This is a genomic window from Achromobacter sp. CSND-B12 (genome assembly GCF_052906545.1).
Genome location: NZ_JBREGJ010000001.1, coordinates 886,429 through 908,033 on the forward strand (window position 1 = coordinate 886,429; position 21,605 = coordinate 908,033).

Genomic DNA, 21,605 nt, shown 5'->3' on the forward strand with positions numbered 1-21,605 from the left:
TTCACCACGTTCGACCTCGGCAACGACCGCAAGGCCCAGCCCTTCGCAATTCAGCCGTCTTGGCGGGATTGGGCGATTGCGAACGGGCGCCGCGCTGAAATGCGCGGGCGCAACGCCAGCAACACCAGCGCCGCGGCCGCGACCGCGCTCAATCCCACGAAGGCCGACGCGTAGCCATGGCGTTGCGCCACCCATCCCGCCAGCGCCGGGCTGAGCGCGGCCCCGACGCCCTGGATGGACATGACTGCGCCCAGCCCCAGGTTCACATGGCCGCTGCCGCGCAAGACCGAAGCCACCAATCCCGGCAGCGCGACGCCCAGGAGCCCGGCGGCAACGCCATCCATGACCTGCGCCGGAATCAGGGCGCACGACGGCGGCAACGCCGCGGCCAGCAATCCGCGCGCGGGCAGCACCCAGCAAGCGAACGCGACCAGCCTCCAGTAGCCGAAGTGCCGGGCGAATCGCCCGGCCAGCAACGCCGCGGGAATCATCACGAGTTGCGCAATGATGATCGTCAACGCGGTATAGGCGCTGGGGTCGCCCTGGCCGCGGGCAATGGCGGCCTGGCCGAGCAGCGGCAACATCGCCGCGTTGCCGAGATGGAACAGCATCATGACCAGCGCCACCAGGCGCAGATCGCGTGAACCCGCCAGTACTTGCCAGACCGAGGGCACCGGCGCCTCCGCCCCGCCGGGTTCCAGGCCCCGCGCGACGCCATGGTCGATGTCGCGCGGCCGGATGCGGCGCAGGCAAATGAACGCCCCGCAAGGCATCACCGTCATGAGGACAAACACCGCCGACAGGCCCCACCGGTAGCCCGCCAGGCCGGCCAAGGCGGCGGCCGCGACGTTGCCGGCGTGGTTCCAGGCTTCGTTGACCCCCAACTGCCGCGACAGCCCGCGTGGACCGACCAGTCCCAGCGTCAGTCCCATGATGGCCGGCGCGAACAGCGCCCCGATGATGGCGCCGAGAATCTGCGTGATGGCGGCGACGCCAGCGACGGGCGCGGCCCACAGCGCCAGGTTGCAGACAATCAGCGCCAGGGAGGCGCCCGCCAGCAACCCGCGCTTGCGGCGCGAGGCGTCCACCCAGGCCCCCATCGGCGCGGTGGCCAGCATGCCCGCCAGTCCGGCCGCGGTCATCAGGTAACCGATGTCGTCGGCGCGCCAGCCATGTCCCACCAGGAACACACCCAGGAACGGCCCAAGGCCGTCGCGCACATCCGCCAGGAAGAAATTGACGCCTGCGAGCCAGCGGCGCGAGTCGCCGTGCGCGTTCAGTGCCACCATCGTGGGCTCCTAAGGCAACGGCCCCTTGAAGACGAAGAAGGCGCCCAGCCCGATACAGCCGAACCCCACCAGGTGATTGAGCGTCAGTTTTTCGCCCAGGTAGAACACCGAGAACACGGCGAACACGGTCAGGGTGATGACCTCCTGCATCGTCTTGAGTTCGGCGGCACTGTAGACGGTATGGCCGATGCGGTTCGCCGGCACCGCGAAGCAGTACTCGGCCAGGGCGATGAACCAGCTGACCAGCACGACCACGTACAACGGACGTTCGCCGAACCTGAGATGGCCATACCAGGCAAAGGTCATGAAGACGTTGGACACCAGCAGCAGGAGGACGGGCAAAAACTTTGGAGACAACATGGAAAAATCCGGGAAAGACAAGGCATGCCGCCGCGGACGACCGGATCCGCGGCGGCATGCAGGCGATCAGGGCGCGCGGTCGTACAGGGGTTGCAGCGTGGCAAGGCTGGTTCCCAGGCTGGTGGCCTCCAGCGAGATGCCCAGGGCGTTGCGCGTTCCCAGACCGTCGGCCGCGAATGGCGCGCCGGGCAGTACCGACAGGCGCAGGCTTTCGGGCGGAAAGCGCACGATGCTGCCGTCGGTCAGGAGAACGCCGTTGGCTTCGCCGCGCGGACCGGTCAGCACCGCGTCGACCCGGCCCTCGACCCGTTGCGGACGCAGCGCCTGGGCGCGCAGGTGCGGCGGCGGCGGCAGTCCCGCTCCCGGCGAGGGGGGCTGGTCGTACAGGGTCTGTCCGCTGCGGGTGTTGACAATGGCGTCCGCCCTGACCGCATCGCGCGCCTGCTGCCGGCCGATGATGCGCACCGCGTCGCCAGGCTTGACGGCGGCGCTCAGCGCCTGCGACAGGTGCGGAGGGAACTGCACCAGCGTGCCGTCCGTCAGGCGCAGGCCATCGATCTCCCCGTAGGGGTTGAGCAGCAGCCGCTGGACCTGGCCTTGCGCCACCGTGGGCGCGGTCATGCCAGCCGTGGGCGGCGGCGGAACCGGCGGCGGCGCCGCGACGGCGGCGGCCGTGGCGAAGCCCGCCGCGAGGGCAAACGGGAATAGCGTGCGTCGGAACATGGCGGACTCCTTGAGCCGGCAGTGGATACGTCTGCATTGGACGCAAACCGCATGCCAGCGAGGAGTCCCAGTCAAATCAACGACTTGCGCGACGGCACCTGGATCAGATGTCCGATTCTGTGACACGACCGAGTCACAGGACCGGACAGGTTCATTCCACGCCGTGCTCGGCCAATTTGCGATACAGCTGCTGGCGCGACAGCCCCAGGCGCCGCGCGGCCTCGGCGCGATTGCCGGCAGCGGCCGCCAAAGCGCGCCGGATCATGGCGCCTTCCAACGCCGCCACTGCCTGGGCCAGGGAGCCATCCAGGGGGATGGCGAACCCATCTTGGGCGATCCCCAGCGGCTGCAGGCCGATGTGTTCCGGTTCGATGCTGGCGCCACGACTGAGAATCGCCGCGCGTTCCATGGCATTGCGCAGTTCGCGCACGTTGCCGGGCCAGTTGTGCGCCAGCAGCCGTTGCGCGGCCGCGGCGGAAAGACGCTTCGGCGTGCCGCCGCCGCGTCGCAGGAAGTGCTCGGCCAGCAGCAGCACGTCGCCCAAACGCTCGCGCAGCGGCGGCAAGGCGATGGGCACCACCTGCAACCGGTACCACAGGTCTTCGCGGAACCTGCCGGCCGCGACCGCGGCCGGCAGATCCCGATGCGTCGCCGCGACGATGCGCACATCCACCGGCACCGTGCGGGCCCCGCCGACCGGCGTGATTTCGCGCTCCTGCAGCGCGCGCAAAATCTTGGCCTGGGTCGCAAGCGGCATGTCGCCGATTTCGTCCAGGAACAGCGTGCCGCCTTCGGCCTCGCGGAAACGGCCGGCGCGATCGCTGGTGGCGCCGGTGTAGGCGCCCTTGACGTGGCCGAACAGTTCGCTTTCCATCAAGTCGGCGGGAATGGCGGCGCAATTCACGGCGACGAACGGCCGCGCGGCGCGCGCGCCGTTCCGATGCAGGGCGCGGGCCACCAGTTCCTTGCCCGTGCCGGTTTCGCCCTGAATCAGGACAGTGGCATCGCCGCGCGCGGCCATGCCGATCCGCTTGAAAACCTCGCGCATGGCCTCGCTGCCGCTGACCAACTCGAATTCGTCGGCCGGCGCCGTGTCGGCGTCGGCGCCGTCATCACCGGCGACCCTGGCACTGTCCAGGGCGCGTTCGAGCGTTTGCACCAGCGCCGCGCGCGCCACCGGTTTGGTCAGGTGGTCGAAGGCGCCCAGGCGCATCGCCTCGATGGTGTTGCCGCCGCTCGCATAGGCCGTCAACATGATGCAGGGAACCGGCGCGATGCCGGCCGCCTTGCGCAGGAACACCAGGCCGTCCTCGCCCGGCATGCGCAGGTCGACGATCGCCAGGTCCACCGCCTCGGTACGCAGGCGATTCAAGCCGGCGACGGTGGACGAGGCCTGCAACGCGGTGTGGCCCAGGTCGTGCAGCGTTTCGGAAAGGCTCTCGCGGAAAGCCGCGTCGTCATCGACGATCAGGATACGGGCCATGGCAATTCCATTTCGATGCGAGCGCCGCGCGCCGTTTGCGCCAGGCGGGCCTGGCCGCCATGCGCCTGAACGATTTCACGGGCCAGGGCAAGGCCGAGGCCGGAACCGCCGGCGCGCGCCGTGGCGAAGGGCTCGAACAACGTATCGCGCAATTCTTGCGGCACCCCGGCGCCATCGTCGGCCACCCACAGCATCAAGGCGCCCGTCGGCGCCCGCCCCGCGCCCAGTTCGATGACGCCGCCCGCGCCCGTGTGCGCCAGCGCATTCAACAATAGATTGTCGTATACCCGCGCCATCTGCGACGGATCGAACCAGGCGCGCGCGTCCTCATCGCCCGTCAATGACACGTCCAGGCGTACCCCTGCCTTTTGCGCAGCGGCCATGTGAACGCGCCTGCGCTCTTCCAGGAAATCGACCAGCGCGACAGGCTGCCGCTCGACCCGGAACGGCTGCGTCAGCGCCAACAGGCTTGCAACCAATGACTCCAGGCGCTCGCTCTGCGCCAGCACCGCCTCCAGCGCGCTGGCCACACGCGCCTCGCGCACCGCCGCGGGCGCCGCCATCGCATTTTCCACCTTCATGCGCATGGTGCCGAGCGGGTTGCGGATCTCGTGCGCCAGCCCCGCGGACATCCGGCCCAGGGTGGCGAGACGCTCGGCCTGTTGCAGCTGGCGCTGCATATCGTCGGTCTGCCGCCGCCAGCGGGCGAACGTGCGGCCGAGCCACAGGCCGGATGCCACCACCACCCCCAGCAGCAGGCTCACCGCGAGAATGAGCGAGTTGATGACGTCGCCGCCGATCAACGGCACGCGCGCCATGGTCCAGGCCGCGAGCGGGGAGCCCTTGACGTCGGCGGGACACGCGGCAAAGACCACGGCTTCCCGCAGGCCTGGCCGCAAGTCGGTGACCAGGCCGCCGCCATCGAGGGCGCGCTGGGCGGTCGCGCCGATGCGTTCCAGCTCCGCGCTGGGCGGATCACGCTTGATGCCGGTGCCGTCGTAGGTCGGGAAGGCGTAGGCCACCACGCCCGGCCCAGGCTGCCAGAAGCCGCCTTCCATGCCGGGCCGGTCCCGCAGCGCCAGATCGAGAATGGCCTGGGCGCCGGGAAGATCGGCCGGGTTCGCGCTCGCAGGCGCGGGCGCTGCCGCGGGCAGGCGCGCCGCCCCGGCGCGCAACGCCTCGCAACTGATCGCCACCAGCTCGCGCGCCCGCGCAATCTGGGCGTTCGCGCCCTGGCGGCTGAGCGCCACCAGCAAAGCGGCCAACGCCAGCGCGACGATGGCGATCCAGAACCAGAGGATCGCCAAGTCTCGACGAATCGACTTCTGTGGTGACAGGATCGCGCTCCCAGGCATGGACACCGGCAAGAATACCCGATCCAGCCACGCCGCATCGGGGCCGGCGCCACACGATCCGCCCGCGCCCTGCGCGCCGTGCGCCGACGCGCGCGCGCCTGCTTATACTGCCGCATCGGCCGTGTGTTGCCGCAGGCGGCACGGCCTCACCTCCACGGAGCGCGAAATATGTTCGACCACATAGGCCTGGGCGTCAGTGATATCGATGAAAGCCGCGAGTTCCTGCTGCGGGCGCTGCTTCCGCTGGGCATTGAACTCGCCATGAAGGGGCCGAACAGCGTCGGGCTGGGCAAGGCGGGCAAGCCGTCGCTATGGCTTTACGCCACTGCCGCGGTATCACCGCCTTTGCATATCGCCTTCGCCGCCGACACCCGCGCGGCCGTGGATGCCTTCCACCAGGCGGCGATCGCCGCGGGCGGCAAGGACAACGGCCCCCGGGGGCTGCGTCCGCACTACCATCCCCACTACTACGCCGCCTTTGTCATCGGGCCTGACGGCCACAACCTGGAAGCCGTTTGCCATCTGCCCCCGGGTTGAAAGGGAATGCGAGGGGCTCCCGCCGCGCCCGCATGGCGGTTTTGGCGCCGGCCGCTACCCCATTTTTTCGCACGCCTGCGCGCAGCGCTTGCAGGCTTGCTCACACTCCGACATGCCACTCAGGCCGGCGCAGCTATCCGCGCATGCCCGGCAGATCTCCGCGCACGCGGCGCAGACGCTGCCATGCTGCTCGATGCCGATCAGCATGATGTGGGCGGCCGTCCGGCAGATTTCGGCGCATGCGAGCATCAGGCGAAAATGCCCTGGCTCGACGTGCTCGCCGCCGGCCTCCAGGCAATGCTGCGACGCGGTCTGCAGGCAGGTCCGATAGCAGTCGAGGCAAAGGCGCGTACACGCCTCGATACCCTTGTCATGTCCAGGCATGGTGTCCTCCTTGTGTTTGATCGGGACGAACCTGTCCAGCAAACGCCATGCCGGGGGGCGAGGGCCTGCCTCGCGCGTATTTAGCCGTCAGGATCAGGCCACCGCGCCATCGCCGGCACCCTCTGCCTGCGTCAGGAAATCGATCACCGCGCGCACGGCGGGTAGCTGGCCACGTTTGTGCGGCGTCAAGATCGTTGTCGTCACACGGCCGGCGGTCCAGGCCGGCAAGACCCGCATTAATGTTCCCTCGCTCACGGCCTGCGCCGAGATCGTCCGCGGCAGGCAGACGATGCCGAGTCCCGCTTGCGCGGCCTGCATCAATGCCGTGGATTCGTCGGCATGCAAGCGCGGGCGCGGCGCGACCTCCACGATGTGGCCGCTCGCGTCGCCCAATCGCCAGGACTTCGTCGCCATGCCGGCCATCAGTCCGTCGTGATCGCCCAAGGCCTGCGGCGCTTGCGGCGCGCCGTGCTCGGCGACGTAGGACGGCGCAGCCACCAGCGTGATCGGCTCCTCGGCCATGCGCCGCTGCACCAGGTCCGAGTCCGGCAGCGCCGCGAAATGGCTGCGGATGGCGATGTCGAAGCCCTCCTGCACCAGATCGACGAAACGGTCGGTGACGTGCAACTGGACGCGCAGCTTCGGATACCGCCGCGCCAGCACGGGCAGGCGATCCGCGAGCTGAAACTGCGCAACGGGCACCGATGCCGTGATCCGCACGGTGCCGCTTGGCTCCGCCAGCCGCCGATGCACCACCATTTCGGCGGCCTGCGCCTCGATCATCACCGCGCGGGCGTGGTCGTACACGTCGCGCCCGACGTCGGTCAGCGTGAAGCTGCGCGACGTGCGGTGCAGCAGCTGCACGCCAAGCGCTGTTTCCAGCGTCGCAACCCGTTTGCTGACCGTGGACTTTGGACAGCCCAGCCGCCGGGCGGCCGCGGCGAAACCGCCGCTGTCGACCGCCTGGGCGAAAAAATGCAGATCGTTCAGGTTCAGCATCATGGTCTCTATATGTGGACTTTGAGTCGCAATTTATCCATGTATTCAATCAATGTCCACAAACGTATATTTCCAGGCGTCAACCAACGGAGCAATGAAAATGAATCCCACATCTGGACCGATCCTCGCGGCCGGCTTTCCCCTGGGCAGCTCGGCCGGGCTAGTGACCGCCTTTGAATGGCTGGGCCAGCCTTATCGCATCACCCGGGTGGACATGCTGGGCGAGATGCGCACCGACGCCTACAAGCGCTTGAATGGCCGGGTGGAAACGCCGGTACTGATCACCGAAGCAGGCCAGGTGGTCACCGAAACGATGGCGATCGCCCTGTGGCTGGAGGCGCGCGACACCGAAAGACGCATCAGCTTCGAGCCCGGCACGCGGCAGGCCGACCGGCTGCACCAGTACCTGGCCTTTCTCAACACCGGCTTCACCGGCGCCTTCTATCCCATGTGGGTCGCGCTGGAAGCGCAGGAAGCCACCGAAGGCGAGAAGGAAACCCTGCGCAAGTTCGGCCGCCAATTCGTCGCCCTGCGGCATGCGCAACTCGAAGCGATGATGGGCGACAACGACTATCTGCTGGGCGACCGGCCGACGCTGGCGGACGCGGTGTTCGCGGGCGTGGCGCGCTGGGCGGACTTCCATCAGGCGATCGAGCCGCGGGACTATCCGCGCACCCTGGAACTGCGCCGGCGCATCGAGGCCGATCCCGCGTTTCGCTTCGCCTTGGCGATCGAAGACGGCAAGCCGGCGATCGGCAGCGGCGCCATGACGGGCCTGGTCCCGCTCGAACAGGTGCTGCGCGATACGGGCGGCGCCGCGGCGTGACGCGGACGCGGCGTTATCCGCGCCGAAGCGTGTCAGCGCGCGGGGCGCGGCGCCCAGGTTGCAAATCGAAGCGCCACTGCCCTGTCGCCGGGCCTATGCTGGCGAGTCCGGCCCTTGGCGGCCAACCTCCGGAGAAAGCGATATGTTGGATCATGTCGAATTGCACGTGAGCGACTTCGAACGCAGCCGCGCCTTCTACCTGCAAGCGCTGACGGCCTTGGGCCACGTGCCGCGCAAGCAGCTGTCCACCGGCATGGGCTTCGGCGTGGGCCAGGCGGACGACGCCGGCGACCCGGGCGGCGAATTCTGGATCCACCAGGGCACGCCCAGCACGCCGCGCGTGCATGTAGCGTTTCGCGCCCGCAACCGGGCCGAGGTGGATGCGTTCCATCGCGCGGCGCTGGCGGCCGGCGGACGCGACAACGGCGGCCCCGGGCTGCGTCCGCAATACCACCCGCACTATTACGGCGCCTTCGTCCTGGATCCCGACGGCTACAACGTCGAGGCGGTGTGCCATCACGCTTGACAATCCTTGACTGTTGCGCGCTGGCGATACATTGCGACACACTGTAATCTTTTTCGACACAGATTGTGTCGGTCGGGCATGTGCCGGACTGGTTCGTTTCACCTATCCCTGCCATGCCCGCAACCCTTCTCGAGTGGTCCGTGCCCGCGGCGATCCTGATGTGCGCAGCCGGCCTCTGCGCCGCGCGCTTCATCGGCTTCAACACGCTGCGCTGGGGCGGCGCCCTGGCTTGCCTGGGCGCGGGCTACGCCATCATGCTGGTGCAGGCCGCCGGGCTGGCGCCGTACAAACAGGTGGTCGAGGATGCCTTCATCCTGGGCGGTGTCATCCTGGCCTGTCGCGCGCTGCAGGGCCGGCGCGGCCGCCAGGCGCCGCCTTGCTTTGACGTTGCGATCCTGCTTGCCTCGACGGCGATGGTGGTGGTCTCGGTGGTGCTGTTTGCCAGCGCGAAGCTGGAAACGTTCTTCGTCCAGGCCTGTTGCGCGCTGGTGACCTGGCGCGCCGCGCTGTCCTTCGCCAGGCACGCCGCAACCACCTCGGACAGGGTGCTCACCGCCGCTTTCCTTTTCATCGCGCTGGTGCTGACGGGCCAGTGCATCCTGTACCTCGCCGCGCCGACGCCCGCGCTCGCGGCGGGAGAATGGCGCACGTCCGTGTGGGGCATCCTGATCCAGTACACCGGGCTGCTCGGGAGCATCGTGCTGACCTTCGCGGTGTTCATCGCGACAAGCTACGACGCCATAGAGAAATACCGCCGCCACGCCCATACCGACGCGCTGACGGGCCTGCTGAACCGGCAGGGCCTGGACAACCTGCTCGCTTCCAGTTCCGCGCGCCCGCTATCGGATGGCCCGACGCCGACCGCGCTGATCATGGCCGACATCGACAACTTCAAGCGCATCAACGATCGGTTCGGCCACCCGTTTGGCGACATGGTGCTGGCGCGATTCGGCGCCCTGCTGCGGCCTCGGACGCACGCCCAGGCTCATGCCGCCCGGCTGGGAGGAGAAGAATTCCTGCTGCTGCTGCCCGTGGCGGATCTGGCAAGCGCCGCCGCGATCGCCGAGGAGATCCGCGAGGATTTCGTCGCGCAGCGCTGGGCGCCGCAGGCTCCCGATTCGCGTTTCACGGCCAGCATGGGGGTGACGCTGGCGCAGGCCGGCGAGTCTTTCACCAGCGCGCTCCAGCGCGCGGACGACCTGCTCTACGCGGCGAAGCGACGCGGACGCAATTGCACGGTTGCGGGTCACGCGCAGGCGGACGCCGGACCGGGCCTGGCCGCGTTCCGGGACGCGGCGAGTGGAGAAAGCAGCACGCATGACTTTGAAGCCCGCGCCGCCGTCCAGCGTGGGTAAACACCTATAAAAAAACCGTGTCGGATGCCGTATTGCTCGCGTGCGGCGCGCAATCTACCTGGGAGGATGTGTCGTGGTCGAAGAGAATTTCAATCGTACGGTGTTGTCAACGTGGGTAATCCTGCTCGCATCCGCGGCCAACTTCGCGCAGCCCGCGAACGCGCAGTCCGTCTCCGGTACCGGCGATGTAACGCCCGGACTGGTTTCGCCGGACTGGACGGTAGGGGGAGACCTGACCGTCGGAGAATCCGCCGCCGGCACGCTGACCATCAGCAATGGCGGGTCTGTGCGGAACGATTGGGCCTTCATCGGCTATGTCAACGGCGGCGATGGCACCCTGACCGTGACGGGCGTTGACGGCAGCGGCAAGGCGTCCAGCTGGACCAGCCTCAACCCCGTGTATATCGGCGCCGATCCAGGCAGTACCGGCACACTGCGGATTCTGGACGGCGGCGTGGCGCAAAGCTACTCGGGCACCCTTGGCAGCAGCGCCGGCAGCGTCGGCACGGCTATCGTATCCGGGCCGAAATCGACCTGGAATCTCAATGCGGCCAACGCCTTCATTATCGGTGCGGAGGGCAAAGGCACTCTACAGATCGACAATGGCGGCGCCGTGCACAGCGGCCAGGGAATGATCGGCTGGAACACCGGCGGCGAAGGAAACGTTACGGTATCGGGCCGCGCATCGGCCTGGAACCCGTTCAACAACATCTACGTCGGTTTCGACGGCACCGGGGAACTGCTTGTCCAGGATGGCGCCACGGTGCATACCGAGGCCTCGACCTCGCCCGGCGCCCCGGCATCGATCTACATCGGCCAGAACGCAGGGGGCGTCGGCACGGTCACCGTATCGAGCACGACAGGCGACATCTCGACCCTCTCGGCCACCGACCGCATCAATGTCGGCTGGGCTGGCACGGGAGCGCTCACCGTGGCGAAAGGCGGGCTGGCCATCGCGGCCCGCGATACCTGGGTCGCCATTGACGGCACGTCCACCGGCACGCTGAACCTGACAGGCGACGCCAGCGGTCGTGGCGTGCTCGAGACCGGTTCGGTCATCAAGGGCGCGGGCAATGTCACCGTCAACCTGGATGGCGGCATCCTGCGCGCCAACCGCGACGAAGGCGATTTCCTCAAGGGCTTCGCCACGCAGGCGGTGGCAGCCGGCGGCGCCTGGTTCGACACGAACGGCCGCGAGGTCGGCGTGGGCACCGCGTTCTCGGGCACGTCCGTCTTCAACAAGCTGGGAGCCGGCAGGCTGACCTTGTCGGGCAACAGCGCGGCCTTCACCGGCAACACCCAGGTGCGGGCCGGCACGCTGCAGGTCGATGGCGTCCTCGGCGGACCGGTGGACGTGCTCGCCGGCGCGCGGCTGACCGGGACCGGGCGCGTCGGCGCGACGACCAACAAAGGCACCATCGCGCCGGGCCCGCGCAGCGGCTTCGGCACCCTGACGATTGCCGGCGACTACGCCGCGCAGGGCGGCAACCTGGAAGTCCGCACCCGGCTGGGCGGCGATGACTCGCCGACCGACAAGCTGGTGATCACCGGCGCCACCGCGGGCACCACGCCCGTCACGGTGACGAACATCGGCGGCGCCGGCGCGCAGACCCAGCGCGGCATCCAGGTCGTGCAGGTCAACGGCCTTTCCGCGGGGCAATTCAACCTTGCCAACGGTGACTACGTGATCGGCGGACGCCCGGCGCTGGTGGCCGGCGCCTATGGCTACACGCTGCAACAGGACTCGGGCGACGGCAGTTGGTATCTGCGGTCGTCCCTGGCCGACCCTGGCGCGCCGCAAGCCGGCGGTTCGCCGGCCGCCGGACAACGCCCGTTGTACCAGCCCGGCGTGCCGGTGTATGAAGCCTACGCCAACACCCTGATGCAACTGAGCAAGCTGCCCACGCTGCGCCAGCGGGTCGGCGATCGTCTCTACGATCCGCAGGGCGCCGGGCGCAACGGGGTGTGGGCTCGCATGGAAGGCTCGACCAGCCGCCTCGAACCCGCCGTGTCCACCACCGGCCAGCGCCAGGACATCGACGACTGGAAGATGCAGATCGGGGTCGACCGCGTGCTGGCCGGCCAAGAGGACGGTTCGCGCCTGGTGGGCGGGCTGGCCCTGCACTACGGCACCTCCGACACCCGGGTGTCGTCGGTGTACGGCAACGGCTCCATCGACACCACCCGCTACGGCCTGACGCCCACGCTGACCTGGTATGGCAGCGACGGCGTCTATGTCGACGCCCAGGCGCAGGCGACCTGGTTCGACAGCGACCTGAAATCCCGCCTGGCGGGCAAGCTGAAGGACGGCCGCAAGGCGCAAAGCTATGGACTGGGCCTGGAAGCCGGCAAGGCGTTCGGGTTGCGCGAAGGCCTGGCCCTGGTCCCGCAGGCGCAGCTGACGTATGTCTCCACGCGCTTTGACCGCTTCAGCGACAGGTTCGGCGCGCGGGTCGAAAGCGACAAGGGCGACAGCCTGCAAGGCCGCCTGGGCGTCGCGCTGGACTACAGGAGCAACGGCCAGGAGACGGGGAGCGACCGCCGGTCCAACGTCTATGGCGTGATCAACCTGAAGCACGAGTTCCTGGACGGCACGCGGATCCAGGTCGCGAATGTGCCGGTGGTAAGCCGCATGTCGCGCACCTGGGGCAATCTCGGCGTGGGCGCCGACTACGCCTGGAGCAAGCGGTATGCCGTCTATGGCCAGGTCGACGCGGACGCGGACTTCTCCGGCAGCTACGTCGTCACCGGCACCGTGGGTTTCCGGATGATGTTCTAGGATCTAGACAAAATTTTCTAGAATGCCTATCCTGCCGGATATAGAACATTTTTTCTATATCTGCGCAGGACCCATCCCTTCATGACCGCGAAATCCCTGGCGGGCGGCAAGCCCACCAACGCCGAGCTCGATATCCTGCAAACCTTGTGGCGCACCGGACCCGCCACCGTCAAGCAGGTCCATGCGGCCATGGCGGCCGGGCGCGACAGCCTCACCTACGCCAACGTGCTGCGGCTGATGCAGATCATGCACGGCAAGGGCCTGCTGACGCGCGACGAAGCCGAGCGCTCGCACGTGTATGCCGCCGCCCAGAGCCAGAAGGCGACCCAGGGCGGCCTGGTCAAGGACCTGATCAGCAAGGCCTTCGCCGGCTCCGGCAAGGCCCTGGTGCTGGCCGCCCTGCGCGAAGGCCACGTCAGCAGGAAAGACCGGGCCGAGATCGAGGCCCTGCTGCGCGACGACAAGCTGTGAGCGACGTCGCCTTCGCCATGGCCTGGACGCTCGGCGCCAGCCTGCCCGCGCTGGCCTGGAAGATCCTGTGCCTGCACGCGGCGACGCTGGCGCTGCTGTGCCTGACCCGTCGCGACGATGCACGGCTGCGCTACGCGCTGCTGGGCGCGGCGCTGCTGGCCGGCGTGGGCATCGGCGCAACCGACGTGGCGCTCGCCTGGCGCGCCCTGCCCGCCCCCATGGCCGCGCCGGCCTCCAGCGCGGCCGCCACGCTCTGGCCGTTGTGGCTGGCGGCGGCCTGGCTGGTCGGCAGCGCGCTCGCGGCCCTGCGGGTGCTGTTGGGGCTGGGTTGGCTGCGTGGCGTGCTGCGCGCCAGCCAGCCCTGGGCCGATCCCGCCTGGCAGGCGCGCGTGGCCGGGATGGCCGGCCGCCTGCGGCTGTCGCGCGCGGTCGGCCTGCGCGTGGTGCGCAACCTGTCCACGCCGGTAACGGCTGGTTGGCTCAAGCCTGTGATCCTGGTGCCGGCCTCGCTCGTCACCGGCATGCCGGCGGACCTGCTGGCCGCGTTGCTAGCGCATGAACTGGCCCACGTGCGCCGCCATGATTACCTGGTCAACCTGCTGCAGCATGCGGCCGAGGTGCTGTTGTTCTTTCACCCGTCGATCTGGTGGCTGTCGCGGCGCCTGCGGATCGAGCGCGAGCGCATCGCCGACCAGATGGCGGCCACCCTGATCGGCAGCCCCATGCCGCTGGCGCGGGCCCTGCACGCCCTGGCGCGCGCCGCCACCGAGTCACCGGCGCCGGTGGCGCCCGCCGCGCGCGACGGCGACCTGCTCGACCGCATCCGCCGCCTGGCGCGTCCCGACACGCTCGCGGCCCGGCGCGCCGTGGCCTTGCCGGCGCTGGCGATGTCGTGCGCCTTGGCTGGATTCGGCGCCTGGTCGGCGCTGGCGGCCGGGCCGGCGCAGCCGCTGTCGGCGCAAGAGGCGCAACGACTGATGGCACGCATGCCGGGGGTCCAGGCACTGATCGAGGCCAGTGGCGCTTCCCATGTGCTGGTGCTGGACAGCCGCTCGGGCGCGACGCTGTTCGGCCGCGCCGAGAACGACGCCGTGCCGATCGCCTCGCTCACCAAGCTGGTGACCGCGATGGTGGTCCTGGACACTTCGCCAGACCTGTCGCGGCGCATCCGGATCGACGAGCGCGATGCCTTGGCCACCGCCTCGGGCGCCGCGTCGCCGCTGCCGGTTGGCGCCAGCGTGACGCTGGACACCCTGCTCAAGCTGGCGCTGATGGCATCGGACAACCGCGCCGCGCATGCCCTGGCCCGCGCCTATCCGGGCGGCGAAACGGCGTTCGCCGAGGCATTGCAACGCAAGGCCGCCGCGCTGCGCCTGGAACACACCACGCTGCGGGAGGCGACCGGCCTGTCGAACGCCAATCGCGCCAGCGCCGCCGACGTCGGCCGGATCATTAATGCGGCGGCCGCCTATCCGCAGATCGCGCGCGACACGACCACGCTTGCCGATACGGTCGAGGCGGCCGGCAGCCGGCTCAGCTATCGCAACACCAATCCGCTGGTCGGCGCCCGGGACTGGGACGTGCGCCTGTCCAAGACCGGCAACTCGACCGAAGCGGGACGCTGCCTGGCGATGCGCCTGCATATCGACGACCGCGACCTGACGCTGGTCCTGCTCAATGGCCGCCCCGGCCACGCCTGAACCCTTTTCCCCTTCCTGCCCATCCCGCTTCATCGACCATGACCGTTCGACGCCTTTCGTGCGCCCTTGGCGCAGCCCTTTCCCTGTCCGCGCTGGGCGGCGGCCCCGTCCAGGCCGCCGTCCTGTGCACCGTGGTGGCCGACGCCGCCGACGGCCGCATCCTGTTCCAGCAAGGCACGCAGCAGGCCTGCGCCGAGCGCTACACGCCGGCCTCGACCTTCAAGCTGGCCATCGCCCTGATGGGCGCCGACGCCGGCATCCTGCAAGGCCCGCACGAGCCGGTCTGGAACTACCAGCCCGCCTATCCCGACTGGGGCGGCGACGCCTGGCGCCAGCCCACCGATCCGGCGCGCTGGATCAAGTATTCGGTGGTCTGGTATTCACAGCTGACGGCCAAGGCGCTGGGACAGGACCGCTTCCAGCGCTACACCAGCGCGTTCGGCTACGGCAATGCGGACGTCTCCGGCGAGCCCGGCAGGCACAACGGCACCGACGGCGCGTGGATCATCTCGTCGCTGCGCATTTCGCCGCTGGAACAACTGGCTTTCCTGCGCAAGGTGGTGAACCGGCAATTGCCGGTCAAGGCCGCCGCCTATGAGCTGGCGGACAACCTCTTCGAGGTGGGCCAGGCCGATGGCTGGCGCCTGTATGGCAAGACCGGCACCGGGTCGCCCGGCAGCAACGGCGTCTACACGGCGGCCAATGCCTACGGCTGGTTCGTCGGCTGGGCTCGCAAGGATGGCCGCCAACTGGTGTACGCCCGCCTGCTGCAGGACGAGCGCGCCACCCAGCCCAACGCCGGCCTGCGCGCCCGCGACGAGCTGGTGCGCGACTGGCCGGCCATGGCCGGCGCGTGGCGCCCGTGATCCGGCCGGCCCCCGCCATGAACGGCGCGACGCGCGATGACGGCATCGACGCGCTGCGCGGCCTGTCGATCCTGCTGGTGCTGCTGCATCATTTCAACATCGCCTATCCGCTGCGCGATACGGCGCTGGGCGGCCCGCCGGGCTGGCCGCTGCTGCACGCCGTCGCGCGCAACGGCAATTACGCGGTGACGATCTTCTTCGTCATCTCGGGATTTCTCATCACCCGCAACGCGCTCGAACGCTGGGGCCGGCTGGACGCCATCCGGCCGGCGTCGTTCTGGCTGCTGCGCCTGGCGCGGGTCGTGCCCACGCTGGTGCTGACGCTGCTGCTGGTCGACGCGCTGGCCCTGACCGGCCTGCCGCTGTTCGGCAACCGCGCCGACAGCGCGGTATCGCTCTGGACCGTCAACGCCGCCGCGCTCGGGGCCTGGATGAACGCGCTGGTCATCCGGGAAGGATGGATCAACTATCCCCTGGGCGTGATGTGGTCGCTGTCGGTCGAAATGGCCTTCTACCTGCTGTTTCCGCTGGCCTGCGTGCTGTTGCGGCGCGCCTGGCTGCTGCTGGCGCTGGCCATGCTGCTGATCGCGGCCGGCCCGCTCTACCGTCTTGCCAATCAGGGCGCCGGCGAAGCCTGGCTGTATGGCTATGCCGCCTGCTTCGACGCGATCGCCATCGGCTGCTGCGCCGCGGCGCTGGCGCGGCGGCGCGCATGGCCGGCGCTGCGGCGCCCCCTGGTCCGCGCGCTCGTGGGGATCGCCATGGCCGCGCTCTACCTGGCATGGCCGATCAGCCAGAGCAATATCCTTGGCGCCAGCGCCATCGCCGTGGGAACGGCCCTGCTGCTGCTCGGCGGGCCGGCGGCCAGCCCCTCGGCGCCCGGCCCGGCGCGGCGCCTGCTGATGCGCTGCGGCCGCGACTGCTACGAGATCTACCTGCTGCACCTGCTGGTGCTGGGGCTGCTGCGCACGGCGCTGCCGCCCGCGCAACTGGCGGGCGACGCCAGGCTCGCCCTGCTGCCGGGCTACTTCATCGGTTCGTGCCTTCTGGGCATATGGATCGCGCGCGTCTATTCCACGCCCTTGAATCGCTGGCTGCGGACTTGGGGCAACCGCACTGGTCGCTGATGACGCCACACCGGGCATTTCTTCCTGGACCTTGCCCTGGCCCGCTTGTCGGCCTATCATTTGCGCGCTTTGCCCCGCGGCACGGCCACCATCCAGCGCAAGGCTGGCCGGTGGCCGGCCTCCTCCTGCCGCAAGGATCCCTGCTAACCCGCCCCGCCATGACGCGCAGCGCCGCCGCGTCCGTGGGGCCATGGATGCTTGACCAGGAGGACTACCATGGCTTTCGATTCCCTGCCCCCTCGCCCCGCCGCCGGACTGCCGGGCGGCCAGGCCTATGCCGAATCAGTGCTGGAACGCTCGCGCCGCGCCGCGGCCAGCCCGGATCTGCGCTTTCATCCCGACCTCGCCCATGGTTCGGATCCCGCCCAACGCCTGGACCTGTATGCCCCCGCCCATGCATGCCCGGCCGCGCTGCCCAGCCTGCTGTTCGTGCACGGTGGCGCCTTCGCCACCGGCTACAAGGAATGGATGGGCTTCATGGCGCCGGCAATATGCGCCACGCCGGCCTTGTTCATTTCGGTCGAATACCGGGTGGCCCCGGGCCACGTCTACCCCGCCGCCGTGCGCGATGTGGCCGCGGCGGTGCATTGGGCCTGGCGCAATGTCGCCCGCTACGGCGGCGATCCGGACCGCTTGTTCCTGGGAGGCCATTCGGCCGGCGCACATCTAGCCAGCCTGGCCGCCCTGGACCGCCGCTGGCTGGGCGAATGGGGCCTGCCCGGCGACGTCGTGAAGGGCGTGCTGCCAATCAGCGGCCTGTACGACCTGACCTGCGACCCGGACCAGCCTTTCGGCGCGGCGGCGCTGGCGATACGCCGCCGCTTCATCCCCAATGACGCCGACGTGGAGGCGGCCAGTCCCGTGTCGCACGCGCATCCGCAAGCGCCGCCCTTCTATATCGCCGCCGGCGAGCACGATCTGGGCAGTCTCGCGGCCGAAGCTGTCGACATGCGGCAGCGGTTGCAGGCGGCGGGGGTGCCCGTTGCCCTCGACCTGCTGGCCGGCCACGATCATTTCACCGCCAGCAGCCGCTGCGTGGACGATGGCCATCCCTGGATCGCGCGGGCGCGCGCCTTCCTGCTGAGCGGCCGCCCCGGGTGATGGCGGCCCGCCCGCCGACCGCATCCCGTGGTCCGCGGGCGGAATTCAGTCGGGCCCTGGCACCACCAGCGCGGCGGCCGAGCACAATACCTGGCGGACCAGATCCGCCTGGCGCCGCGCGCCGACCTTGCCCAGCACCTGGTTCAACTGATAACGCGCCGTTCCCACCGTCACGCCGCGATCGCGCGCATAGGCCTCGACCGTCTTGCCCGCGACCAGCGCGCTCGCCAGCCGCGCTTCCGCTTCCGTCAGGCCGAACAGCGCGCGCAGCGCGGCGATCGGAAAATGGCCGTGCTGCTGCGTCGCGTCCACGAACGAAACCAGCACCAGCCCTTCCCCGGACGCGCCGCGCCCATCCAGCCTCTGCAGCGCCAGCTGCATTGCTCCGTGTATGCCGGTCAGTTTCAGGAAAACGGGTTCGCTGGTCTGCGACGCGTGGGACAAGGCGTCCACCAGCGCCGTCTGCGCCGACGGCGGCGCACTGAACTGCTGGCCGCGCAGACTGACGACCGACCTATGGTCCAGCGCCCGGGCCTGCCGATTGGCCCACCATACGCGGCCGCGCCCGTCGCTCAGCGCCAGGGCGCGGGGCCAGGCGCCGAGATAGTGCTCGACCAGCGTCGACGCGCAGCGGCTGGCGGCCGCCGCCTGGGCCAGTCCCGCCGCTTGCAGCAGATGCGGCATCAGCCTGCGCAGGCGCTCCTTGTGGCGCGGCGAAAAATCCAGGTCATCGCGCGGGTCGCGATGCAGCACCAGGGCAGCATAGCGGTTGCCCCCCAGCGGCGCCATCGCTCCCATGAATCGTCCCAGTCCGGCACGGCGCAGTTGCGCGTGCAACCGATCGCGGATGGCCGTCTCCCCAGGCAGGAACAATTCGTGGTCGGTGGCGATGCGGCCGGGCCGCGAGGCCACGCGGCGCAAGCGCCAGGAATCGAACCGCGGGTTGCTGGCGTCCGACACCTCGCTGCGGTACGCGGCCATGTCGATGCGCGAATCGTAGGCGGCCCAATAGGGAACCGCCCGCGCGCCATCGAGTTCGATGCACTGCACCACGGCGGACAGGGTGCCGACTTCACCGCATAGCCGGTCCAGCACCGGCGTCCACCGGCCCGCGTCCGCGCAACACGCGTAGAGATCGAGAAGAAAGGCATCAGACACCGCGTTGACGGCCATGGACGGAGCACCGAACGACCCGAAAGCCGCCAATCGTCCGCCAACTCCAGGCCCCGCGCAACTGGGGTTTGCCAGCAACGCGGGCGGGCCCGGCCATCTGCAATTTGAGAGATGACCGGCCCCGGCGCGCTGCCCATACTCCGAACCGTGTCCATCCAGCCGCGCCGCCTGAGGAGGAGCAGGCGGCGCGGCGGACACGTCTCTTACCCGCCGCGGGACGCGGCGGCAACGCACAGCAAGGACCACCGATGTCACCAGAACAGAATACGCCGATCGTGGCCGCGTTCGCGATGACCCACACGCCGGGACTGGGCGGCCAGACCGACAAGCCGCCCGCCGACCAGATGCAACGCATGATGGACGGCTTCGCGACCGTGAGGCGCCAGATCTCGGCGGCGCGCCCCGACGTGATCGTGGCGTTCGTCAACGATCACTTCGACATGTACACGCTGCACGCGATGCCGGGCATGGCCATCGCGCTGGGCGACACGCACTGGGGCCCGACGCTGGCCACCGAGGCATGGCTGGGCATGCCGCGCGCGCCCATTCCAGGCCACCCCGCCGTGGCGCGAGCCATATACCAGTCCGTGGTGGATGACGGGTTCGAACTGTTCCGTAGCGAATCGGCCGAACTTGTCCACAACGTGCTCATGCCGCGCAAGTACCTGTGGCCGGACGCGGACATTCCCGTGGTGCCGATCTTCATCAACTGTTTCGCGCCGCCGCTGCCCACCTGGCGGCGGGCGCACGCGCTGGGCGCGGCCGTGCGCAAGGCGCTGGCGGGCCGCGGCGAGCGCATCGCACTGATGGCCAGCGGCGGGCTGTCCCATTGGCCGCCCATCACGGTGGACGAGGAACACCCCGGCGATCCGCTCATGGAACGCGTGCTGCGCTGGCAGATCCAGGGCATGGCGGCGTTCGCGCAAGACCCGGACCTGCCGTTGGCGATCCTGCAGCGTGAAGCCGAAATGGCCGCTTCCGGCCGGAACCTGGTCAACGTCGGCTGGGACCGGCAGGTGCTGCGCTGGCTGGCCGACGGCGACAGCGCGGCGCTGCTGGCGCTGCGCCACGCGCAAGTGCGCGAGGACGCCGGACCCGGGGGCGCCGAAATGCTCATGTGGGCGGCGCTGATGGGCGCGATGCGCGACGCGCCGGCGGACATCGTCATGTACGAGGCGGTCCAGGAATGGATGGGCGGCGTGGGGCTGCTCAGCTACGCCAGGAGCCTGGCCCGGCCCTGAACCGCCACGCCCGCCCCCGGCAATCTCTCAACATGCCGCTGGCGACACGGCCGGCGCAAAAGGAATTGACATGACACTGGAAGCCATTATCAGTGGCGGCGGTATCGGCGGCCTGGCCACCGCGGCGGCGCTGGGCCGGCGCGGCTGGCGCGTCACCGTGTACGAAAGCCGGCCCGGACTGCGCGTCGCGGGCTCGGGCATATACCTGTGGTCCAACGGCCTGGCCGTGCTGTCCGAGATCGGCGCCTACGAGCGCGCCATGCGCAACGCCTTCCCGGCCGAAGGCATCGAACAACGCGACCATACGGGCCAGGTGCTGGTCCCCGCGCTGTTGCCGCCGGGCCTGCGCGTGCTGGCGGTGGCGCGCAGCGACCTGCTCGCGGGCCTGGAGGCCGCCGCGCGCGACGCCGGCGCGCGCATCATCACCGGCGCGGAAGTGGTGGCGGCCGAGGCCGACGGCACGTTGGTGTTCGCCAACGGCGACCGCGCCCACGCCGACCTGGCCATCGGTTGCGACGGCATCGCCTCGCCGGTGCGGCGCGCGCTGGGACTCGAACTGCACCGTCAGCGCGCGCAGGAAGGCGCCTTGCGCAGCATCGTCGGCGCCACCCAGCAGGAGCTGCCGCCATCGGCGCGCGGACGCTGTATCGAGATCTGGAACGGCACGCGCCGACTGCTCATCACGCCGATCAACACGGAGGAAATCTACCTGGCGCTGACCTGCCGGGAGGACGACGACCAGGCGCGCGACACCCGCGTGCTGCCGTGCTGGAGCGAGAGCTTCCCGGACTGGTCGTTCCTGCTGGACCGCATCGACCGCTCCCAAGTGCTGTGGAACGTCTACACGATCGTGCACAGCAAGCGCTGGTCCGCCGGCCGCGCCTGCATCCTCGGCGATGCCGCCCATGCGCAACCACCCAACCTGGGCCAGGGCGGCGGCATGGCCATGCAGAACGGTCTCGCGTTGGCGGCCCACATGGCCAACGTGCGCGATCCGCGCGACGTTCCCGAAGCGCTCGGCGCCTGGGAAGCCGCGACCCGGCCGCTGACGGACGAATGCCAGCGCTGGGCCTGTCTGTGGGGCGAGCTGGCGAACATCCCGAACGAGGCGCGCGCGCGCATCGTCCGGGGCGTGTTCAGCGAACCCTGGGTGCTGTCCAGGATCACGGCGGCATCCGGTTCGGCGCCGATCGCCGCCACCGACTGGCGCCCGGCCAGCGCGCGCTAGACGCGCGGCCACGCAGGCCGGCCGACAACACAAAACGCCGGCGCCACGCGCGTCGGACGATGCCAATATCCAAGGGGAAGAA

The 21,605-nt window shown here is 69.6% G+C and carries 20 protein-coding genes; 12 read left to right on the forward strand and 8 right to left on the reverse strand.

The window, feature by feature from the left end; translation table 11 throughout:
* Positions 1 to 50: 50 nt before the first annotated feature.
* From ACUTAG_RS03950 to ACUTAG_RS03970, 5 genes are all read right to left on the reverse strand, one after another.
* Entirely contained in the window at positions 51 to 1,289 is a 1,239-nt protein-coding gene (locus ACUTAG_RS03950) for an MFS transporter (protein ID WP_102964901.1), read from the reverse strand.
* Between the two features lie 9 nt (positions 1,290 to 1,298).
* The gene (locus ACUTAG_RS03955) at positions 1,299 to 1,646 is read right to left on the reverse strand and encodes a DMT family protein (protein ID WP_058666082.1); all 348 of its coding nucleotides are present in this window, start codon (positions 1,644 to 1,646) and stop codon (positions 1,299 to 1,301) included.
* Positions 1,647 to 1,715: 69 nt separating this feature from the next.
* Entirely contained in the window at positions 1,716 to 2,372 is a 657-nt protein-coding gene (locus ACUTAG_RS03960) for a hypothetical protein (RefSeq protein WP_054445548.1), read from the reverse strand.
* A gap of 151 nt (positions 2,373 to 2,523) precedes the next feature.
* Positions 2,524 to 3,855 (reverse strand): sigma-54-dependent transcriptional regulator, encoded by a 1,332-nt coding sequence (locus ACUTAG_RS03965; protein ID WP_047991320.1) that lies wholly within the window; start codon positions 3,853 to 3,855, stop codon positions 2,524 to 2,526.
* A complete protein-coding gene (locus tag ACUTAG_RS03970) occupies positions 3,840 to 5,162 on the reverse strand; it encodes a sensor histidine kinase (protein ID WP_227739976.1) in 1,323 nt (440 codons plus the stop codon). The genes ACUTAG_RS03965 and ACUTAG_RS03970 overlap by 16 nt, the downstream gene beginning before the upstream one ends.
* Positions 5,163 to 5,378: 216 nt before the next feature.
* On the opposite strand from ACUTAG_RS03970, the gene ACUTAG_RS03975 reads away from it, so the two are divergent.
* A complete protein-coding gene (locus tag ACUTAG_RS03975; protein ID WP_148318615.1) occupies positions 5,379 to 5,747 on the forward strand; it encodes a VOC family protein in 369 nt (122 codons plus the stop codon).
* Between the two features lie 54 nt (positions 5,748 to 5,801).
* Here ACUTAG_RS03975 and ACUTAG_RS03980 read toward each other — a convergent pair whose 3' ends face one another.
* Together ACUTAG_RS03980 and ACUTAG_RS03985 are read right to left on the reverse strand one after the other, a co-directional pair.
* Positions 5,802 to 6,131, reverse strand: coding sequence for a four-helix bundle copper-binding protein (locus ACUTAG_RS03980; RefSeq protein WP_148318613.1), 330 nt, complete (start codon positions 6,129 to 6,131; stop codon positions 5,802 to 5,804).
* A 93-nt stretch (positions 6,132 to 6,224) separates the two neighbouring features.
* Positions 6,225 to 7,133 (reverse strand): LysR substrate-binding domain-containing protein, encoded by a 909-nt coding sequence (locus ACUTAG_RS03985; protein ID WP_148318611.1) that lies wholly within the window; start codon positions 7,131 to 7,133, stop codon positions 6,225 to 6,227.
* 97 nt (positions 7,134 to 7,230) lie between these two features.
* Between ACUTAG_RS03985 and ACUTAG_RS03990 the strand changes: the two genes are divergently transcribed.
* The 9 genes from ACUTAG_RS03990 (at position 7,231) to ACUTAG_RS04030 (ending at position 17,881) form a co-directional block, all read left to right on the forward strand.
* Positions 7,231 to 7,956, forward strand: a complete 726-nt coding sequence (locus ACUTAG_RS03990) for a glutathione S-transferase family protein (RefSeq protein ID WP_446649993.1) — start codon at positions 7,231 to 7,233, stop codon at positions 7,954 to 7,956.
* 142 nt (positions 7,957 to 8,098) lie between these two features.
* Positions 8,099 to 8,482, forward strand: a complete 384-nt coding sequence (locus tag ACUTAG_RS03995; RefSeq protein WP_102964902.1) for a VOC family protein — start codon at positions 8,099 to 8,101, stop codon at positions 8,480 to 8,482.
* A gap of 140 nt (positions 8,483 to 8,622) precedes the next feature.
* Entirely contained in the window at positions 8,623 to 9,837 is a 1,215-nt protein-coding gene (locus ACUTAG_RS04000) for a GGDEF domain-containing protein (RefSeq protein WP_227739977.1), read from the forward strand.
* 73 nt (positions 9,838 to 9,910) lie between these two features.
* The gene (locus tag ACUTAG_RS04005) at positions 9,911 to 12,616 is read left to right on the forward strand and encodes an autotransporter family protein (protein ID WP_058664885.1); all 2,706 of its coding nucleotides are present in this window, start codon (positions 9,911 to 9,913) and stop codon (positions 12,614 to 12,616) included.
* 81 nt (positions 12,617 to 12,697) lie between these two features.
* Positions 12,698 to 13,087, forward strand: coding sequence for a BlaI/MecI/CopY family transcriptional regulator (locus ACUTAG_RS04010; RefSeq protein ID WP_054445551.1), 390 nt, complete (start codon positions 12,698 to 12,700; stop codon positions 13,085 to 13,087).
* Positions 13,084 to 14,787, forward strand: coding sequence for a M56 family metallopeptidase (locus tag ACUTAG_RS04015; protein ID WP_058664886.1), 1,704 nt, complete (start codon positions 13,084 to 13,086; stop codon positions 14,785 to 14,787). Before ACUTAG_RS04010 ends, ACUTAG_RS04015 begins: the two co-directional genes overlap by 4 nt.
* A 38-nt stretch (positions 14,788 to 14,825) precedes the next feature.
* Entirely contained in the window at positions 14,826 to 15,653 is an 828-nt protein-coding gene (locus ACUTAG_RS04020; protein ID WP_063861000.1) for a class D beta-lactamase OXA-114g, read from the forward strand.
* Positions 15,654 to 15,670: 17 nt separating this feature from the next.
* Positions 15,671 to 16,780 carry an acyltransferase family protein gene (locus tag ACUTAG_RS04025; protein WP_148318591.1) on the forward strand — a complete coding sequence of 370 codons (1,110 nt, stop codon included), beginning with the start codon at positions 15,671 to 15,673 and terminating at the stop codon, positions 16,778 to 16,780.
* 216 nt (positions 16,781 to 16,996) lie between these two features.
* Positions 16,997 to 17,881 carry an alpha/beta hydrolase gene (locus ACUTAG_RS04030; protein ID WP_148318589.1) on the forward strand — a complete coding sequence of 295 codons (885 nt, stop codon included), beginning with the start codon at positions 16,997 to 16,999 and terminating at the stop codon, positions 17,879 to 17,881.
* A 45-nt stretch (positions 17,882 to 17,926) separates the two neighbouring features.
* Here ACUTAG_RS04030 and ACUTAG_RS04035 read toward each other — a convergent pair whose 3' ends face one another.
* The gene (locus ACUTAG_RS04035) at positions 17,927 to 19,054 is read right to left on the reverse strand and encodes a helix-turn-helix transcriptional regulator (protein ID WP_006384207.1); all 1,128 of its coding nucleotides are present in this window, start codon (positions 19,052 to 19,054) and stop codon (positions 17,927 to 17,929) included.
* Between the two features lie 248 nt (positions 19,055 to 19,302).
* On the opposite strand from ACUTAG_RS04035, the gene ACUTAG_RS04040 reads away from it, so the two are divergent.
* Together ACUTAG_RS04040 and ACUTAG_RS04045 are read left to right on the forward strand one after the other, a co-directional pair.
* A complete protein-coding gene (locus tag ACUTAG_RS04040; protein WP_218911316.1) occupies positions 19,303 to 20,295 on the forward strand; it encodes a DODA-type extradiol aromatic ring-opening family dioxygenase in 993 nt (330 codons plus the stop codon).
* A 70-nt stretch (positions 20,296 to 20,365) separates the two neighbouring features.
* Entirely contained in the window at positions 20,366 to 21,523 is a 1,158-nt protein-coding gene (locus ACUTAG_RS04045) for an FAD-dependent oxidoreductase (RefSeq protein ID WP_148318587.1), read from the forward strand.
* Positions 21,524 to 21,605: the final 82 nt, after the last annotated feature.

Excerpts from the sequence above, each read along its gene's own strand:
- ACUTAG_RS03950 (WP_102964901.1), bottom strand. The coding sequence starts at position 1,289 with ATGGTGGCACTGAACGCGCACGGCGACTCGCGCCGCTGGCTCGCAGGC.
- ACUTAG_RS03960 (WP_054445548.1), bottom strand. The coding sequence starts at position 2,372 with ATGTTCCGACGCACGCTATTCCCGTTTGCCCTCGCGGCGGGCTTCGCC.
- ACUTAG_RS03965 (WP_047991320.1), bottom strand. The coding sequence starts at position 3,855 with ATGGCCCGTATCCTGATCGTCGATGACGACGCGGCTTTCCGCGAGAGC.
- ACUTAG_RS03975 (WP_148318615.1), top strand. The coding sequence starts at position 5,379 with ATGTTCGACCACATAGGCCTGGGCGTCAGTGATATCGATGAAAGCCGC.
- ACUTAG_RS03980 (WP_148318613.1), bottom strand. The coding sequence starts at position 6,131 with ATGCCTGGACATGACAAGGGTATCGAGGCGTGTACGCGCCTTTGCCTC.
- ACUTAG_RS03985 (WP_148318611.1), bottom strand. The coding sequence starts at position 7,133 with ATGATGCTGAACCTGAACGATCTGCATTTTTTCGCCCAGGCGGTCGAC.
- ACUTAG_RS03990 (WP_446649993.1), top strand. The coding sequence starts at position 7,231 with ATGAATCCCACATCTGGACCGATCCTCGCGGCCGGCTTTCCCCTGGGC.
- ACUTAG_RS03995 (WP_102964902.1), top strand. The coding sequence starts at position 8,099 with ATGTTGGATCATGTCGAATTGCACGTGAGCGACTTCGAACGCAGCCGC.
- ACUTAG_RS04010 (WP_054445551.1), top strand. The coding sequence starts at position 12,698 with ATGACCGCGAAATCCCTGGCGGGCGGCAAGCCCACCAACGCCGAGCTC.
- ACUTAG_RS04020 (WP_063861000.1), top strand. The coding sequence starts at position 14,826 with ATGACCGTTCGACGCCTTTCGTGCGCCCTTGGCGCAGCCCTTTCCCTG.
- ACUTAG_RS04025 (WP_148318591.1), top strand. The coding sequence starts at position 15,671 with ATGAACGGCGCGACGCGCGATGACGGCATCGACGCGCTGCGCGGCCTG.
- ACUTAG_RS04030 (WP_148318589.1), top strand. The coding sequence starts at position 16,997 with ATGGCTTTCGATTCCCTGCCCCCTCGCCCCGCCGCCGGACTGCCGGGC.
- ACUTAG_RS04035 (WP_006384207.1), bottom strand. The coding sequence starts at position 19,054 with ATGGCCGTCAACGCGGTGTCTGATGCCTTTCTTCTCGATCTCTACGCG.
- ACUTAG_RS04040 (WP_218911316.1), top strand. The coding sequence starts at position 19,303 with ATGTCACCAGAACAGAATACGCCGATCGTGGCCGCGTTCGCGATGACC.
- ACUTAG_RS04045 (WP_148318587.1), top strand. The coding sequence starts at position 20,366 with ATGACACTGGAAGCCATTATCAGTGGCGGCGGTATCGGCGGCCTGGCC.